The following is a 17,170-nucleotide window of genomic DNA, read 5'->3' on the forward strand; positions in this document are numbered from 1 at the left end:
TCGTTGAGCCGACTTTTTTTGATGAGGTGATTAGGTGAAAAAATTACTAGAAGGAAAAACTCCTGCAAATGAAATTACAGAAAATTTGAAAAAAGAAATAAAAAATTTAAAAAATGACGGAATAAATCCAACTTTATGCGTAATAGAAGTTGGAGACGATCCTGCAAGTAAAATTTATTTGCGAGTTAAAAGAAATTTAGCAAAAAAAGTAGGTATCAATGAAGTTGGATTGCATTTTCCAGCTGATACTTCTCAAGCTGAACTTCTAGGAAAGATTAAGGAACTTAATCAAGATCCAAATATTAATGGGATTATGGTTCAATTACCAGTTCCACCTCAAATTAATCCAAGAGCCATTTTTGAAACTATTGCTCCTGAAAAAGATGCTGATGGATTTTCTCCACTTAACTTAGGTCGTCTTTGGGAAGGACAGAGTGATATTATTCCAGCGACAGTTCGTAGTATTTTAACATTGATTGATTATTACGGAATTAAGATGGCCGGAAAGAACACAGTGATTATTGGTCGGAGCGTGATTGTTGGTAAGCCTTTGGCTGCAGTTTTACTTGAACGAGATGCAACTGTAACCATTGCTCATTCAAAGACTAATAATCTGGCAGACTTGACAAGAAACGCTGATGTAATCATTTCTGATGTAGGTAAAGCTCATTTAGTAACTGAAGATATGGTAAAAGACGGTGCAGTTTTGATTGATGTTGGGATGAACCGTGAAAATGGCAAATTAATGGGTGATGTAGATTTCGATACAGTAGCCCCTAAGGCTGAAGCAATTACACCGGTTCCTGGAGGAGTTGGTCCGTTGACAGTTGCTAGTTTAATGAAACAAGCAGTAATTTTAACGAGGAAGCAGCATGGCAGATAATCCAGTTTATCTTTCTGTGAGTGATTTAAATTTTTATATTTCACAAAAATTTAAAAATGATCCTTATCTACATAAGGTTTTTTTACAGGGAGAGTTATCTAATTTTAGATTCAGGATGCATTCCCATCAATATTTTTCATTAAAGGACGATAAGTCTAAAATTAACGTAGTTATGTTTCGCTCCTTTTTTGAAAAATTAAAGTTTAAGCCTGAAGAGGGAATGAAAGTTTATGTAAGTGGTTATGTGGATGTTTATGGTCCGCAAGGCTCATACCAGTTTTACGCTCAAACGATGGAACCAGCCGGGTTAGGTGGTCTTTATGAACAACTAAGACAGCTACAAGAAAAACTTGAAAAAGAAGGCTTATTTAATGAAGATCATAAAAAGCGTTTGCCACTGTTTCCAGATCGTATTGCAGTTGTAACTAGTGCCTCTGGGGCAGTTATTCACGATATTATGGTTACAGCTAACCGAAGGTTTCCGCATGCTGAAATTGATCTCTATCCAGCTAAAGTTCAAGGAGATGAAGCAGCTGATACTATTGTTGCTTCTCTAAAGCAGATTCAAGCGCAGGGCGATAAGTATGATGTAGTTATTATTGGACGCGGTGGAGGATCATTAGAGGATCTGTGGCCTTTTAACGAAGAAAAGGTTGTACGTCAAATTTATGCAATGCAAATGCCAGTTATCAGTTCTGTGGGACATGAAACTGATACTACTTTAGCTGACCTAGTTGCAGATGCTCGTGCAGCAACTCCGACAGCTGCTGCAGAATATGCAACGCCAAATTTAGCTGATGTATTAACTAAAATTGTACAATTACGCGCTCGGCTTTATGCAGCAATGCAGGCTAATATTCGTGCTAAACGTCAGATTTTAGATCGTCTGAGGAACGCTCCAGTTCTACAAGAGCCAACTAGAATTTATGATAAACAAATTCAACAAGTTGATATGCTTACTCATCGACTCAATCAAGCAATGTCTAACCAGCTTCAGCATGATCGTTCAGGTGTACGTTTGCTTCAGGAACGGTTAAAGGCGCTTAATCCTGGTCGAAGACTAGAACAGCTAGAACGTGAACGAACTTTTATAGTTGCTAATTTATTTTCAACAATGACAACTTATCTAAAAGATCAAAGAAATAAATTAAATCGAATCATGCAGCAGTTAGATGACATTAGCCCTTTGAAGACAATTAGTCGGGGCTACGTTTATACAACGGATCAGGAGGGAAATACAGTTACTTCTGTTGATAAGTTAGAAATTGATGAAAAATTAAAGTTACATTTCAAAGATGGTCAAGTACAAGTAAATGTAGAAAATATTCGGAGAGAAAAAGATGGCAACCAAGAAAAATAATTTTGAAGAACAATTAAATGAATTACAAGAAATTGTCAATAAGCTTGAAAGTGGCAACGTTCCTCTTGAAGACGCTTTAAATGAATTTCAAGCTGGAGTTAAGTTGAGTCGTGAACTGGAAAAGAAACTTAATGATGCCGAGCAAACAGTTGCTAAGTTAGTTGATAAAGATGGAAACGAGAAGACGCTCGATCCCCAAAATGCGTCAGCTCCTGAGGAAGAATAAATGAATTTAAAAGATTTTCAAAAAATATATACACCTCAAATTGATAAATTTTTAGAGGATCACTTAGCAAGTGAAGTTGATAATCCAATTTTTAGTAAAATTATGTTATATTCAGTCATGGCTGGTGGTAAGAGATTACGACCGCTTCTTTTCTTAGCAACACTTGAAACATTAAACTATAAAATTAGTGAATCAGAATTAAGAATCGCATGCGGAATTGAATTAATACATACTTATTCACTAATTCATGATGATTTACCAGCAATGGACAATGATGATTATCGCCGCGGAAAGCTTACCTCTCATAAGAAATGGGGAGAGGCTGAAGCTATTTTAGCTGGGGATGCCTTGCTTCCATTAGGAATTCAATGGATTACAGAAGGTAGTAATTCAGCGGCCTTGGCTATTATAATCTCACAAGCTGTTGGTCCAAACGGAATGGTAGGCGGACAATATCTTGATATTGATTCAACTAATAATGATTTAGTTAAAGAAAACGTCAAAGTTATTGATCAAATGGAGTGGTTAAAGACAGGTTGCTTAATTGAAGCTAGTGTTAAAATGGCAGCTGTTTATGCTGGTGCAAGCACTGATCAAGTTGATCGCCTAGATAATTTTAGTAAACAGTTTGGTAGATCTTATCAAATTTATGATGATTTAGTTGACGTAGTTGAAACAGAGCAAGAAGCAGGTAAAGCTACGCACAAAGATGCAGATGAAGGTAAAAATAATACCTTAACTTTACTTGGAATTGAAGCTAGTCGTAAGCAGCTTTTAAAAATGATTGAAACGGGAAAAGAAGCTGTAAAAATCTTTAAGCAGCCTTTGTTAGGCGATTTTTTTAATTTATATCAGAAGGTATTATAGTAAATGGCTAAAAAGCGTGCAGATGTTTTATTATTTGAACAAGGCCTTTTTAATTCTCGCAGTCAAGCGCAACGAGCTATTATGGCGGGCTTAGTTAATGACCATAATCATCAAAGAATTGACAAAAGTGGTGAAAAATTTCCTGAAGGTGAGATTTTTCATATTAAAGATGATGGCAAAAAATATGTTTCTCGTGGCGGATTTAAATTAGAAAAGGCGTTGCAAGTATTTAATATTAACTTGAAAGATAAGATTTGTCTTGATATTGGTGCTTCAACGGGTGGATTTACTGATGTTGCCTTGCAAAATGGTGCTAAGTTAGTTTATGCCCTTGATGTTGGTTATAATCAACTTGCTTGGAAATTACGCGACAACCCGCAAGTTATAGTTATGGAAAAACAAAATTTCCGCTATAGTAAGCCTGCTGATTTTACTGATGGGCTTCCTGATTTTGCAATGACAGATGTGTCATTTATATCGTTAGATTTAATCATGCCGCCAATGTATGAAATTTTAAAAGATCAGTGTGATGCTGTTTGCTTAATTAAACCCCAATTTGAAGCTGGTCCTGAAAATGTTGGCAAACATGGAATTGTTCATGATCATGATGTTCATGCTAATGTCATTAAGCATACAATGCAAATGGCTCAAAAGATTGGATTTAATATTCTTGGAGTAGATTATTCACCAATTAAGGGTGGCAAGGGAAATATTGAGTTTTTGATCCATTTAGGTAAAGATTTAGCAAATCCTGGACAAGATTTGTGGCAAGGAAATCCAGCTGATGTGGTTCAACGTGCAGTTAGTGGCCTTTAGGTGAAAAAAATGTTAGTTGAATTAGATATTAAAAACTTTGCGATTATTAAGACGCTTAAAGTTCGTTTTCAAGAAAAAATGACTGTTTTAATTGGAGAAACAGGTGCAGGAAAGTCAATTATTATTGATGCAGTTTCTCTTTTACTAGGAAGTCGAGCACAAAATGAAATGATTCGCTCTGGTGAAAAAAAAGCAGTCATCACGGGCTTATTTGTGCTGAGCGAGCAAAAAGAGTTAATTGAGAAATTATGTGAAAAATATGGTCTTCCATTTGAAGATGATCAATTAATAATTAGTCGAGAGTTAACGCATAAGGGTAGAAATGTAGTTAGAATTAATGGTCAGCTAACAACAATTAATGTACTACGAGAAATCGGTAGAAATCTGGTTGATATTCATGGCCAAAATGATCAACAAATTTTAATGGATCCAGATCGGCAAATTGACTTAATTGATAATTATGCCAAACCTAAGTTTAAGGATGAATTAGAAGATTATGCGGCTGATTTTGAAAGATGGCGTCATCTTACTTCACAATTGCGTAAATTAAGAGAAGATGCGCAAGAAATTGCTCAGAAGCAAGATATTTTAGAATTTCAAAATAATGAACTTGAGAGTGCTGATTTAACTGATCCAGATGAGGACGAAAAGTTAGAAGAAGAATTTAATGAATTAAATAATTATCAAAAAATTGCTGATACAGCCAATTATTTTATGCAATTATATGACGATGACGAGCATGGTCTAGCTACTTTACTTGGGGATGCACAAAATGCAGCAGAAGATTTAAGCAATTATGGTAAAAAATTTGAAAATTTTGCTACTAGTTTTAATGATGGCGTTTATTCGTTAAATGACGCTCGTAGTGAATTGTCTTCTCTAATGGATCAGATGGATTTTGATGAAGAGCGCTATCAATATGTTTCTAGCCGCTTAGATACTCTAAATACTCTTAAGAAAAAATATGGACCAACTCTAGAAGATGTTTTTAAATTTGCCCAGAAGGTTAAGAACGAACTTGGTAAATTTGAAACTGGAGATTTGGACGAAGAAAAAATTCAAAAACAATTAGCTGATGTTGAAAATAAACTCAGCAGGAAGGCAAAAAGACTACATAAGCAAAGAGAACAAACTGCTCGTGAGCTGGAGGAAAAGATAAAAAAAGAATTAGCTGATCTTTATATGGAAAAAGCTCGTTTTTCTATTCGAATTAATGAGACTGATTCTTTTACAAAATTAGGAACAGATCAAGTGATTTTTATGATTGCGCCAAACCCTGGTGAGTCCTTGATGCCTTTAGTCAAGATAGTATCTGGCGGGGAGCAGTCACGCTTAATTTTAGCTTTAAAAGCAATCTTTAGTCGCGTAGAACCAGTTGGAACGATGATTTTTGACGAAATTGATACTGGTGTTTCTGGACGTGTTTCAGCAGCTATTGGTAAAAAAATGCATGCAATTGGTCAAGAAAAACAAGTTATTACGATAACTCACTCACCGCAAGTTGCTGCTGCTGGTGATCAACGATATTCTGTTGTAAAACAAGTTAAAGATGGAGCTACCTATACTCAAGTTGGACCTCTTACTCAAGAAGAAGCAATTACGGCAATTGCTCAAATGATGGCAGGCTCTGATGTAACCGATGCTGCTAAAAGAAATGCTGCTGATTTGATGGAAAGCTTTAAAAAATAAAATAAAGGACTTCTTGTAATGATGATTAAAAATTGCATCACTTTAAGAAGTCCTTTATTTTTATGCTGTTTCAACATTAAAGATATCATTTAAGTCAATAATTCTAATTATATTATTATCATAACTATCTAGTACAAAACGTCCAGCTGATGTTCGTTTAATTAGCTGTCCAATTTCCGTTTTTCCATTTTGGTAGGTGAGTAAGATGTATTCTTTATGAAAGAGCGCATGCTCTAAAATTCTAATAATTTTACCTGGATCTTGTGCAAAAGTAGTAAGCTTATTAATATTATAGGTAAATAAGTAATTATATATTTTTTTGCTATAATTATTAAGTGATTTCAATAAATTCATATCTCATTCCTCGTATATCCCGAACTTGTGTTTGCACTATGTATTATACGAACAAATGTTTTTAATTGCAAGCAGAATTTATATCTCTTTGCGAAACTCTTGAAATTGTTCGCTTTTTAGTGCAATATATTCTTGTTACTATAATTTTTAGGAGCAAAAATGGCACATCAAGGTTTATTATTAGTTCTATCTGGTCCTTCAGGTGTTGGTAAGGGGACCGTTAAAAGTGCAATGGTTAAGCAAAAAGCTTTTTCATTTGAATATTCTGTTTCAATGACGACTCGTAAGCCTCGTCCAGGTGAAGTTGATGGCAAGGATTACTATTTTGTTTCGGAAGATCGTTTTCAAGAGGCGATTAGAGATAACGAACTTTTGGAATATAATGAATATGTAGGTAATCACTATGGCACTCCTCTTGCACCTGTTCAAAAGATGCTTAAAGAAGGCAAAGATGTTTTACTCGAAATTGATGTTAATGGAGCAAAACAAGTGCGTAAGTTGATGCCCGATGGTGTTTTTATCTTTTTAACACCACCAGATTTGCACGAATTAAAGCATCGAATTGTTAACCGCGGAACCGATTCTGATAAGGTAATTGCAATGAGAATGAAGCAGGCACGTAAAGAGATCTTAATGATGGAAGACTATGATTATGCTGTAGTTAATGATACTGTGGCTAATGCAGTTGATCATATTAAATCTATTGTTGAAGCAGAACACGTGCGTGTACCGCGAGTAATTAATGATTATAGAAATATGGTTAAGGAGGATTAACAGATGAAAATTACATATCCATCTATTGATAAATTGCTGTCACGAGTAAATTCTCGTTATTCTCTTTCAGTTTTAGCTGCTAAAAGAGCTCACGAAATTCAAGCCGGAGCACCGTTAGCTTTAAAGCATTATAAGTCTGACAAAGCAGTTGGCAAGGCGCTTGAAGAAATTGCTGCTGGTAAAGTTACAATTGATCCTGAGCATCGTGAAGATATTGGCTAGAATTTTTTCCTTCATTGTTAAGCAATGAAGGTTTTTTAGTAGGTGATAAGTTAGATGATTGCACAAGTTATTGTAGATGTGGCTGCTAAGCAAACTGATCGCGTATTTGAATATCATATTCCTCGAGAACTAACTGATGTGGCTGTTGGCTCGAGAGTGGTCGTTCCCTTTGGGAGGCGAAAAGTACAAGGCTTTGTTGTTGGTATCAGTAAAACAACTTCTTATTCAGGAAAATTGAAAGATTTACTTGTTGTTGTTGATGAATTGCCACCTCTTACTCCAGAATTAGTTGCTTTGTCTAAAACTTTAGCCGATAAAATTTTTGCCTACCGAATTACAATCTTGCAGTCGATGTTGCCAAGGGTAATGAGGGCAAATTATCGAAAAATTTTAGTTCCAATTACTGAAGAAGCAAAAAAGCTTAAAATTTTTAAAGGTGAGCCACTTGATTTAAATGAAGTTTCAAATCTTAATACTATTGTAGAAATTAGAAAGTTAATTAAAAATAATCAGGCTAAGATTGAATACCTAGTTGAAAACAAAGCCAAGAAAAAACAGGCTGCAATCTATCTTTTAACGAAAACTAAAGTTAAATACCAAGAGATTTTAAAAGGATTAAGAAAAACCGCTAAAAATCAGCAAGCTTTATTGGATAATATCGTAAAAAAATATCATGAATATCCAAAATTAGGTTCAAAAATAGTGTCTGAACTGGATGTGTCAAGTTCTGTTCTAAGAACTGCTGTAAAAAAAGGCTGGCTTGTAAAAAAAGAGCAAGAAATATATCGTGATCCGTTAAAAGACTTTGAGTCTAGGAAACAGAAAAATCAAATTAAGTTAAATTCAGAACAAACTCATGCTTTAAATTCAATTGGAAAAAGTATTCAAAAAAAAGAAGCGAAAACTTTTCTTCTTGAAGGAATTACTGGTAGTGGTAAGACAGAAGTATACCTTCATGCAATTAGTATCGCACTTGAGCAGAAAAGAAATGCTTTAATGTTAGTTCCAGAAATTTCTTTGACACCGCAAATGGTTAAGCAAGTAAAAGAACGTTTTGGAGATAATGTTGCAGTTTTGCATAGTGGCTTATCTGAAGGAGAAAAATATGATGAGTGGCGCAGAATTCGTCGCGGAGAAGCTCAAGTTGTAGTCGGAGCAAGAAGCGCGATTTTTGCTCCTTTAAAAAATATTGGCTTAATAGTAATTGATGAAGAACATGAATCTTCCTATAAACAAAATGATACTCCTCGTTATCATGCCAGAGATGTTGCTTTATTGAGAAGTAAATTTCATAAATGTCCAGTTGTTTTAGGGAGTGCTACGCCTTCTTTGGCAAGTCGTGCAAGAGCTCAAAAAGGAAGATATGAATTATTGCTTTTAACTAAACGCGCTAATCAAAAATCTTTGCCTAAAGTTGATTTAATTGATTTAAAAACAGTCGAATTTGCTGGAGCTCAGTTTGATTTATCGATTCCTTTAGTGGATGCAATCAAAGAAAAAATAGCTAAAAAAGAACAGGTAATTTTACTTCTTAATCGTCGAGGTTTCGCTAGTTTTATGCTTTGTCGCAATTGTGGCTTTGTCCTAAAATGCCCAAACTGTGACATTTCATTAACGCTTCATAAAGATACCCAACAGATGCAGTGTCATTATTGCGGGCATAAAGAACCGATTCCAAGAAAATGTCCAAAGTGTCAAGGTGAAAAAATAAGATTTTTAGGTACTGGAACACAAAAAGTACAAGAAGAACTTGAAAAATTACTACCCGAAGCAAAAATTTTAAGAATGGATGTTGATACGACTAGACGTAAGGGAAGTTATAAAAAAATCTTAGATAGTTTTGGCGATCATAAAGCTGATATTTTATTAGGGACGCAGATGATCGCAAAGGGATTGGATTTTCCAAATGTAACTTTAGTTGGTGTAATTAATGCTGATACTGCCCTCTCACTGCCAGATTTTAATTCTGCAGAAAAAACTTTTGATCTGCTAACGCAAGTATCAGGAAGAGCTGGAAGAGCAGAAAAAACTGGCAGGGTAATGATTCAAACTTATAATCCTGATAATTATGCGATAAAATTAGCACAAAGTCAGGATTATGAGAGTTTTTACCAAAAAGAAATGCAGGTTAGATTTCAAGGCAACTATCCGCCTTTCTTCTATACCACACTAATTACGACTACATCAAAAAATGAGCAATCGGCTGCTAAAGAAGCATTTGTGATTAAAAGAAAGTTGATGCGGCATCTACATGCCCCAACAATTATTCTGGGACCGACTCCAAGCAGCGTAGCAAAAATTAAAAATCAATATTATTACCAAATCTTGGTAAAATATAAATATGAGCCTAAATTGCATGATTTGCTTCATCAAATTCAGGATGATGCACAATTAGCGCAAAAACGTGGTTTAAATATATATATTGATAATGAGCCAGAAAGAATAATGTAGTTAAGAAGGAAGTTGAATCTATGTCATCAGTTATTTTTTTAGGAACGCCAAATTTTGGTAGTGTTGTTTTGCAAGGTTTAATTGATCAAGGATATGATGTTAAGGCTGTAGTTACTCAGCCTGATAAACGAGTAGGACGTAAGCAAGTAGTTCATCAATCTGCTGTTAAGCAAACTGCGCTAAAACATAATCTTCCTGTTTATCAGCCAGCTAAGTTATCTGGATCAGATGAGCTTGCAGAATTAATGAAGATTGAACCAGACTTTATTGTAACTGCAGCTTATGGACAATTTTTACCAACTAAATTTTTGAAGTCTGCTAAGATTGCACCGGTTAATGTCCATGGTTCACTCTTGCCAAAATATCGTGGTGGTGCACCGATTCAGTACTCCGTTTTAAATGGAGATAAGGAAACCGGAATTACCATAATGGAAATGGTTAAGAAAATGGATGCAGGAGATATTTTCTCTCAAAAAGCTTTACCAATTGAAGCTGACGATACCAGTGGTACTTTATTTGATAAGTTAAGTATTTTAGGTAGAGATTTACTGCTAGAAACCCTGCCGAAATTTATTGATGGAACAATTACACGGACTCCTCAAAATGAAGCTAAGGTAGTTTTTTCACCAAATATTTCTAAAGAACAAGAGCAAATTAAATTATCAATGACGGCTGAGCAAGCTAATAATTTGATTCGCGCCCTTAATCCTGATCCAGGCGCATACTTAATGCTTGATGGCAAGAGATTTAAGATTTGGAAGGCAAAACCTTTAGCTGAGAAAACAAGTTTTACTGCTGGAACTTTAGTTACTAATAAAAAGAAATTTGTAATTAGCATGGCTAATGGAAGTGAATTAGAACTACTTGAAGTTCAACCAACTGGTAAGAAAAAAATGAATATTAAGGACTACTTAAACGGTCAAGGCAGTCATTTTACAAGTGGAGAAAAGATAATTGATGAGTAATGCGAGAACAGTTGCTTTAGAAACTTTGATTAAGGTTTTTAATCAAAAGAGCTATTCTAATATTGCTTTAAATAATGAACTAGTAAAATATGAGTTAAAGCCAGCTGATAAGGCTTTAGCAACAAGAATTGTTTATGGAACTATTCAATATAAAATATTTTTAGAATATCAATTAAAACCGCTGATTAAGACCAAATTACGCGATAAATTTTTAATGCCATTACTTTTAATGTCTGCATACCAATATTTTTTCCTAGAAAAAGTACCAGCAAATGCAATCTTTGATGAAGCAAATAAATTAGCTAAAAAATTTAGTAAGAAAAATAGTGGTAGCTATAAACTAGTTAATGGAATTTTACGTGCTTTAGAGCGCCAAGGAAAAGTTTTACCATCGTCTGATAATTTAGTTGATTATTTGAGTATCAAAGAAAGCTTTCCTAAGTGGTTGGTAGAATATTTATTGGATCATTTTGGTGAAGATCAGACTAAAGAAATTTTGGTGCGAAGTAATCAACCAGCAGCTAACTCAATCAGAATGGCTGCAGTGAAAGGAAAGTTCGAAGAAATTAAAACCGCATTGAGAAAAGACGGTTTTGATTTTAAAGAATCTTGTTTAACAGGGCATAATTTGAACCTAAGTAAAGGCGGAGTAGCACAAACCAGCTTGTTTAAGGACGGAAAAATTACTATTCAAGATGCGGCAGCTTCACTTGCTGTAGATGCTTTTAATTTTACTGGGAATGAACAGGTTTTAGATGCATGTAGTGCCCCTGGAGGAAAGACTGTTCAAATTGCAGAAAAATTAACAAATGGTAGCGTAATTGCTTTAGATATTCATGAAAATAAACTAAGGCTTGTCAAAAATGCTGCCAAAAGACTTCATGTTAGTGATAAAGTAAAAACAAAGGCTTTGGATGCCAGAAAAGCTCAAGAATATTTTACTGCAGGACAATTTGATAAAATCTTAGTAGATGCTCCATGTTCTGGTCTCGGTTTAATAAGACGTAAGCCAGAGATTAGATATGAAAAGTCACTAGATGATATTAAAAATTTAGCTAGAATTCAGCTGTCTATCTTAGAAAATATTAGTGGGCTTTTAGCTCCAAGTGGAGAGTTGGTTTATTCAACTTGCACGATTAGCCTCGAAGAAGATGAGGGAGTAGTTAATCAATTTTTGAAACTGCACCCTGAATTTGATTTAGTTCCAGTTCAGGTAGGAAAGCTTCCAAAACAGAACATGGTAAGAATTTTTCCTAGTGTAGATGGCAGTGATGGATTTTTTATTGCAAAATTAAAAAAACGAGGGTAAATAATTTTGATTAAAACAGCGTTTGCTTCAAGCATTGGTAGAGTCCGAGAGACTAATCAGGACTTCGTAAAAGTATTTAAAAATCAAAATAATATCATTATGGGGATCGTTTGTGACGGAATGGGTGGCCATCAGGGCGGCGATGTTGCTTCAACAATGGCCGTTAGCCATTTAGGTCACAATTTTGAAAAGACAGATTTTACTGATCCTGATTTAGCTCAAAAATGGCTAACTGTACAATTGCGATTAGAAAATGAAACTATTTTAAATACAGCAGACCGTTTTGCTGATTTAAATGGGATGGGTACTACAGTTGTTTTGGCAATTGCTTTTACCGAAAAAATCTTAATTGCTCATTTAGGGGATTCACGCTGCTATTTGTATGGCGGAAATGAGTTTAAGCAAATCACTGAGGATCATTCCTTAGTACATGAATTAGTTAAGATGGGACAAATAACTGAGCAACAAGCTAGAAATCATCCTCAAAAAAATATCATTACTGAAACATTAGGTGTTTCAAGTACTGTGAATCCAGAATTTGATGTACTTGAAGTACATGCAGGTGATATTTTTCTTCTTTGTACAGATGGCCTAACAAACTCTTTAACAGATCCCCAGATTCAACAAATTCTCGCCACTAAGAACTTAAATTTAAAAGAACGTTGCAATAAATTGATTAATGAAGCAAATCGTTTAGGTGGCGGAGATAATATTACTGTTTGTTTACTTGCCTATGTAGAAAAGGATGGTGACAAATAGCGATGGAAAAGGGCCATTTACTTGGTGGTCGCTATAAAATCATTTCTGTTCTAGGCGAAGGTGGAATGGCTAATGTTTATTTAGCTGAGGATATCATTTTGCAAAGAAAAGTTGCTGTTAAAGTATTACGGCTTAATTTGCAAAAAGATCCTCAAACTATTCAACGCTTTCAAAGAGAAGCACTTTCAACTAGTGAATTAAGTCATCCTCATATTGTTTCTATTCTTGATGTAGGAACGGAAGGAGATTGCCATTATTTGGTAATGGATTATGTTGATGGACCCGATTTAGAGGAATACATTCAACGCAATAATCCAATTCCTTTGCCTAAAGTGATTGATATCATGGATCAAATTTTGAGTGCTGTAGCTTTAGCACATAAACACAATGTGATCCATCGCGATCTAAAACCACAAAATATTTTAATGGATAAAAAGGGTAATATTAAGATTGTTGATTTTGGTATTGCGATTGCACTAAATCAAAGTACCGTGACGCAAACTAATACTGCTATGGGATCAGTACATTATATGTCTCCTGAACAAGCACGTGGCAGTATGGCTACAAAGCAATCAGATATTTATTCTTTGGGGATCATTTTATATAAATTATTGACTGGAACGGTTCCTTTTACGGGAGAAAATGCGGTTGCAGTTGCCTTGAAACATTTTCAAGAAAAAACGCCGTCTTTAAGAGCTAAAAATCCGTCAATTCCCCAAGCACTAGAAAATGTTGTCTTTAAAGCTACCGCTAAAGATCCGAGAGATCGATATAAGTCTGTTTTAGATATGAAAAAAGATTTAGATACTTGTTTGGATCCAAAGCGTAAGGATGAACCTGTCTATAAGCCCCAACATGATCCCGCAGCAGATGAAACTATCGTTATTCCTCCGCTAGAAGGAAGCGTTCATAATAAAGATCATGAAACACAGGAAAAGTCAGAGCCAAAAGAAGAAAAAAAGAATTTCCTAGATAACCTAAAAGGCCATAAGTGGTGGTGGATAGGTGCTTTAATTGCATTTTGCGTGATTATGGTAATTCTCTTTTTTGCTCTTGGTAGAAAAGATATGGTAGATATTCCTAATCTTAATAAAATGACGCAGACAGAAGCTAAAAATTCTTTGAATTCTTCTGGTTTAGAACTTGGAAAAATTAGTTATGAGTACTCTGATACTGTACCTAAAGGAAAGGTAATCAGAACTAAGCCTCCAATTGGTTCGCAAATAAAAGATGGACAAAAGGTAAATCTGATTATTTCTAAAGGGCCTCATCTTGTCGAAATGCCTAATGTGATTGGTGAATCATATACTGTTGCTAAGAAACAGTTAGTTAAATTAGGCTTTTCGGTTGCTAAAACTGAAGAATATTCTAGCAACCCTGAGAATCAGGTTAATGCTCAAGATGTTGAGCCTGGCCAGCAAATTAATCCTGATAAGGCAACTGTAACTTTATTAGTTTCTAAAGGACCTTCTTCGGCGAGTAGTACCCGATCTAGAAGACATACAATAAAATTAAGGGATATTGTAGGCTATTCTTTAAAGGGCGCTCAAGATTATGCTCGTGAGAATCATTTAACACTTAAAGTTGAAGAAGAAGATTCAGATGATAAGAATGATGGAACTGTCTTGCGTCAATCGCCAGAATCGGGTACTGACGTAAGTTCAGGTTCTACCTTAACTGTTATAGTAGCTAAGTCTAAAAAGACAGATGCAAATAGTAGTTCAAACAGCTCTACTACGACTACCACGGTTACTAAGTCATATACAATAAATTATCCAGCAGATTCTAGTCAAAGTAATTCACAAAAGACACCTGATCATATTCAGGTTTATGTTTCGGATGATGATCATTCGATTAATAATATTTATCGTGATATGAATATTACTTATGAGCAAAGTTTTACTGTTCCTTTTAAATTAACTAAGAAAAATGGCCATATAAAGATATTAAGAAATGGCAATACTATTTTAGATGAGGACGTTAATAAATAATGAATAAAGCACAAGGGACTATCGTTAGCGCTATTTCCGGTTATTACGACGTTGAAATTGAGAACAAGGTAGTTAGAACTAGAGCACGTGGAGTTTTTAGAGATCGTAAGCAAAAGCCATTAGTAGGTGATAGAGTAGTTGTTCAATTAGACGATCAAGGGATGAATTACTTGATAGAAATATTACCTCGAACTAATGAAATTGGACGTCCTGCAGTAGCCAATGTATCAAGAGTATTATTAGTCATTTCAGCGGTTGAACCGGATTTTTCACTTGAATTGCTAGATAGATATCTGACCTTTTTTGCTTGGAAAAATGTGGGAGTAGTTATTTATTTATCAAAATCTGATATTACGCCTAATGAAAAATTAAAAGCAATTAAATGTAAGTTAGATTATTATCAAAAAATTGGTTATTCTGTTTTTGAAGATGCGGAAGAATTAGAACGGCAATTGCCTACTATGATTCAGAAAGATCAAATCTGGACTTTAGCAGGTCAATCTGGAGCGGGAAAGTCAACTTTGCTAAATAAGCTGGAAGGAGAAGCAAATCAAGCGACAGGTGCAATTTCAACAGCTTTAAATCGTGGTAAGCATACAACAAGACAAGTTAAGCTTTTTAAATATGCATCTGGTTTTATTGCAGACACTCCAGGTTTTTCAGCAATTGACTTATTTAAAATTAAAGTTGATGAGCTTGGAAATTATTTTTATGATTTAAAAGATGCAAGCGTTAAGTGCAAGTTTAGACGATGCCAGCATATAAAAGAGCCTGGTTGTGAGGTTAAGAAACTAATTGAAGAGGGAAAAATAGCTAAAAGCCGCTATGATTCTTATTTAAAGATTAGACAGGAAATTTCTGAAAACAGAATGCCTGAGTATTTAAAGAAATAGGTGAAGAAATGATAGCACCATCAATCTTGAATGCAGATAACATGCATTTAAGCCGTGATATTAAAGCAGCCATTGAGAGTGGCATTGAAAGGTTTCATATTGATATAATGGATGGCCATTTTGTTCCTAATTTATCCTATGGACCAGAATTGGTAAAAGATTTTAAACGCTCATTTCCTTTTACTAAGGCGGAAATTCATTTAATGAGTAATAATTTGGATACTACTTTGCCACTTTTTGTTGAAGCTGGGTGTGATATTTTAGAATTTCATTATGAAGCTACAGATAAGCCAGATTACTGGTTAAATTATTTGAAAGACCATAATGTTCGTTGCGGAATGGCAATTAATCCTTCGACGCCGATTAATAAATTAAAGCCTTTTTTAAATAAATTAGATCAAGTGCTATTAATGACTGTCAAACCAGGTTTTGGTGGTCAAAAATTCGAAGAAGTATCGGTTGATCGTTTGACTGAACTTCAAGATATGATTAAAAATGAAAATCTGGATTTGCCGATTGAGGTAGATGGCGGAATAGATCGTGAAACTTTAAAATTAACTCGCGATGCTGGAGCTAAGATTTTTGTTGCTGGATCGTATATTTTTAAAAATGGCAGTATTGAAGACCAAGTAATGAAGTTGAAAAAAGAAGATAAATGAAAGCAATTGCATTATTAGGCGGTCCAAAAGAAGAATGGCCACAAAATTTATCAGATAAAATTAAATTAGCACAAAAAAAGGGCGCCCTAATTATGGCTAGTGACCGGGGCAGCCTTTTTTTATTAGAACTAGGAATAGTTCCTGATGTTGCATTAGGAGATTATGACTCATTAACTAATCATGAAAGACAATTAGTTGAACGTAAAGTTAAAGATATGCGTTACTCAAATCCTATCAAAGATTTTACAGATTCAGAAATGTTGTATTATGTAGCATTTATTGACTATAAGGTTGATGATTTGACTGTATATGGTGCAACAGGGGGAAGATTAGATCATTTTTTTGTTAATATGTACGCTGTATTAAAAACACCTTTTGCCAGTTTTAAAGAGCAAATTAAGTTCGTTGATAAACAGAATATTGTGCGCTTTTTTGGCAAAGGAAGACACTTAATTTCTTATAATTCTGACTACAAATATTTAGGGATTGGTGCTTTAACCGAGGTGAAAGATTTTAGTATTAAAAATGCTAAATATGATTTAGCCCCAGTTGATTTGAAAGTGCCAGCTATGTATTCTTCAAATGAATATTTGCGTCAGCAAGCAGTAAAAATTTCTTGTAAATTTGGTGTTTTAATTGTAATTAATAGCCGAGATAAAAAATAAAAGGGATCAAGTTTTATACTTGATCCCTTTTATTTTTTTTACTTCTTAATTAGGCACGTTTAACCTTACCGGATTTCAAAGCGCGAGCAGATACCCAAACACGCTTTGGCTTACCGTCAACAAGGATGCGAACTTTTTGAAGGTTTGGCTTCCATGAACGCCGCACGGAGTTCAAAGCCTTTGAACGCTTGTTACCAAAGACCGTCTTGCGGCCAGTAATAATGCCTTTTGCCATTTGTGCTAAACCCTCCTTTATTTGTGTTGTAGTACTTATCTAATTTATCACA

At 34.7% G+C, this 17,170-nt stretch carries 18 protein-coding genes; 16 read left to right on the forward strand and 2 right to left on the reverse strand.

Features of this window, described 5'->3' with window-relative positions:
- Nucleotides 1–34 precede the first annotated feature (34 nt).
- Genes F3I00_RS03665 through recN form a run of 6 tightly spaced genes read left to right on the forward strand, consistent with a single transcriptional unit; the run spans nt 35 to nt 5,841 of the window.
- Nucleotides 35–883: a bifunctional methylenetetrahydrofolate dehydrogenase/methenyltetrahydrofolate cyclohydrolase gene (locus tag F3I00_RS03665; RefSeq protein ID WP_020806953.1), complete on the forward strand. Its 849-nt coding sequence runs from the start codon at nt 35–37 to the stop codon at nt 881–883.
- A complete protein-coding gene (gene xseA, locus F3I00_RS03670) occupies nt 873–2,243 on the forward strand; it encodes an exodeoxyribonuclease VII large subunit (RefSeq protein ID WP_159310982.1) in 1,371 nt (456 codons plus the stop codon). Before F3I00_RS03665 ends, xseA begins: the two co-directional genes overlap by 11 nt.
- On the forward strand, nt 2,224–2,469 hold the full coding sequence (locus F3I00_RS03675) for an exodeoxyribonuclease VII small subunit (RefSeq protein ID WP_003647535.1): 246 nt from the start codon (nt 2,224–2,226) through the stop codon (nt 2,467–2,469). The genes xseA and F3I00_RS03675 overlap by 20 nt, the downstream gene beginning before the upstream one ends.
- The gene (locus F3I00_RS03680; RefSeq protein ID WP_020806951.1) at nt 2,470–3,336 is read left to right on the forward strand and encodes a polyprenyl synthetase family protein; all 867 of its coding nucleotides are present in this window, start codon (nt 2,470–2,472) and stop codon (nt 3,334–3,336) included.
- Nucleotides 3,337–3,339: 3 nt separating this feature from the next.
- A complete protein-coding gene (locus tag F3I00_RS03685; protein WP_003649079.1) occupies nt 3,340–4,152 on the forward strand; it encodes a TlyA family RNA methyltransferase in 813 nt (270 codons plus the stop codon).
- A 9-nt stretch (nt 4,153–4,161) separates the two neighbouring features.
- Entirely contained in the window at nt 4,162–5,841 is a 1,680-nt protein-coding gene (recN, locus tag F3I00_RS03690) for a DNA repair protein RecN (protein ID WP_020806950.1), read from the forward strand.
- A 60-nt stretch (nt 5,842–5,901) separates the two neighbouring features.
- Here recN and F3I00_RS03695 read toward each other — a convergent pair whose 3' ends face one another.
- Nucleotides 5,902–6,195 (reverse strand): hypothetical protein, encoded by a 294-nt coding sequence (locus F3I00_RS03695; protein WP_020806949.1) that lies wholly within the window; start codon nt 6,193–6,195, stop codon nt 5,902–5,904.
- 159 nt (nt 6,196–6,354) lie between these two features.
- Between F3I00_RS03695 and gmk the strand changes: the two genes are divergently transcribed.
- From gmk to F3I00_RS03745, 10 genes are read left to right on the forward strand one after another with little or no spacing between them, the layout of a single operon-like run.
- Entirely contained in the window at nt 6,355–6,969 is a 615-nt protein-coding gene (gene gmk / locus F3I00_RS03700) for a guanylate kinase (RefSeq protein ID WP_003649076.1), read from the forward strand.
- A 3-nt stretch (nt 6,970–6,972) separates the two neighbouring features.
- Entirely contained in the window at nt 6,973–7,191 is a 219-nt protein-coding gene (rpoZ, locus tag F3I00_RS03705; protein ID WP_003647530.1) for a DNA-directed RNA polymerase subunit omega, read from the forward strand.
- A gap of 54 nt (nt 7,192–7,245) precedes the next feature.
- Nucleotides 7,246–9,642 carry a primosomal protein N' gene (gene priA / locus F3I00_RS03710; RefSeq protein ID WP_020806948.1) on the forward strand — a complete coding sequence of 799 codons (2,397 nt, stop codon included), beginning with the start codon at nt 7,246–7,248 and terminating at the stop codon, nt 9,640–9,642.
- 20 nt (nt 9,643–9,662) lie between these two features.
- Complete coding sequence (gene fmt, locus F3I00_RS03715) at nt 9,663–10,607, forward strand: methionyl-tRNA formyltransferase (protein ID WP_065169474.1); 945 nt, start codon at nt 9,663–9,665, stop codon at nt 10,605–10,607.
- Nucleotides 10,600–11,916: a 16S rRNA (cytosine(967)-C(5))-methyltransferase RsmB gene (rsmB, locus tag F3I00_RS03720; RefSeq protein WP_020806946.1), complete on the forward strand. Its 1,317-nt coding sequence runs from the start codon at nt 10,600–10,602 to the stop codon at nt 11,914–11,916. The genes fmt and rsmB overlap by 8 nt, the downstream gene beginning before the upstream one ends.
- 6 nt (nt 11,917–11,922) lie before the next feature.
- Nucleotides 11,923–12,675 carry a Stp1/IreP family PP2C-type Ser/Thr phosphatase gene (locus F3I00_RS03725; protein ID WP_020806945.1) on the forward strand — a complete coding sequence of 251 codons (753 nt, stop codon included), beginning with the start codon at nt 11,923–11,925 and terminating at the stop codon, nt 12,673–12,675.
- 2 nt (nt 12,676–12,677) lie between these two features.
- Nucleotides 12,678–14,666 carry a Stk1 family PASTA domain-containing Ser/Thr kinase gene (gene pknB / locus F3I00_RS03730; protein WP_159310983.1) on the forward strand — a complete coding sequence of 663 codons (1,989 nt, stop codon included), beginning with the start codon at nt 12,678–12,680 and terminating at the stop codon, nt 14,664–14,666.
- A complete protein-coding gene (gene rsgA, locus F3I00_RS03735) occupies nt 14,666–15,559 on the forward strand; it encodes a ribosome small subunit-dependent GTPase A (protein ID WP_159310984.1) in 894 nt (297 codons plus the stop codon). Before pknB ends, rsgA begins: the two co-directional genes overlap by 1 nt.
- A gap of 8 nt (nt 15,560–15,567) precedes the next feature.
- A complete protein-coding gene (gene rpe / locus F3I00_RS03740) occupies nt 15,568–16,218 on the forward strand; it encodes a ribulose-phosphate 3-epimerase (protein ID WP_020806942.1) in 651 nt (216 codons plus the stop codon).
- Nucleotides 16,215–16,883, forward strand: coding sequence for a thiamine diphosphokinase (locus F3I00_RS03745; RefSeq protein WP_020806941.1), 669 nt, complete (start codon nt 16,215–16,217; stop codon nt 16,881–16,883). The genes rpe and F3I00_RS03745 overlap by 4 nt, the downstream gene beginning before the upstream one ends.
- A 49-nt stretch (nt 16,884–16,932) precedes the next feature.
- Here F3I00_RS03745 and rpmB read toward each other — a convergent pair whose 3' ends face one another.
- Entirely contained in the window at nt 16,933–17,118 is a 186-nt protein-coding gene (gene rpmB, locus F3I00_RS03750) for a 50S ribosomal protein L28 (protein ID WP_159310985.1), read from the reverse strand.
- Nucleotides 17,119–17,170: the final 52 nt, after the last annotated feature.

Origin of the sequence: Lactobacillus sp. JM1, assembly GCF_009834385.1 — a bacterium.
Lineage (GTDB): Bacteria > Bacillota > Bacilli > Lactobacillales > Lactobacillaceae > Lactobacillus > Lactobacillus paragasseri.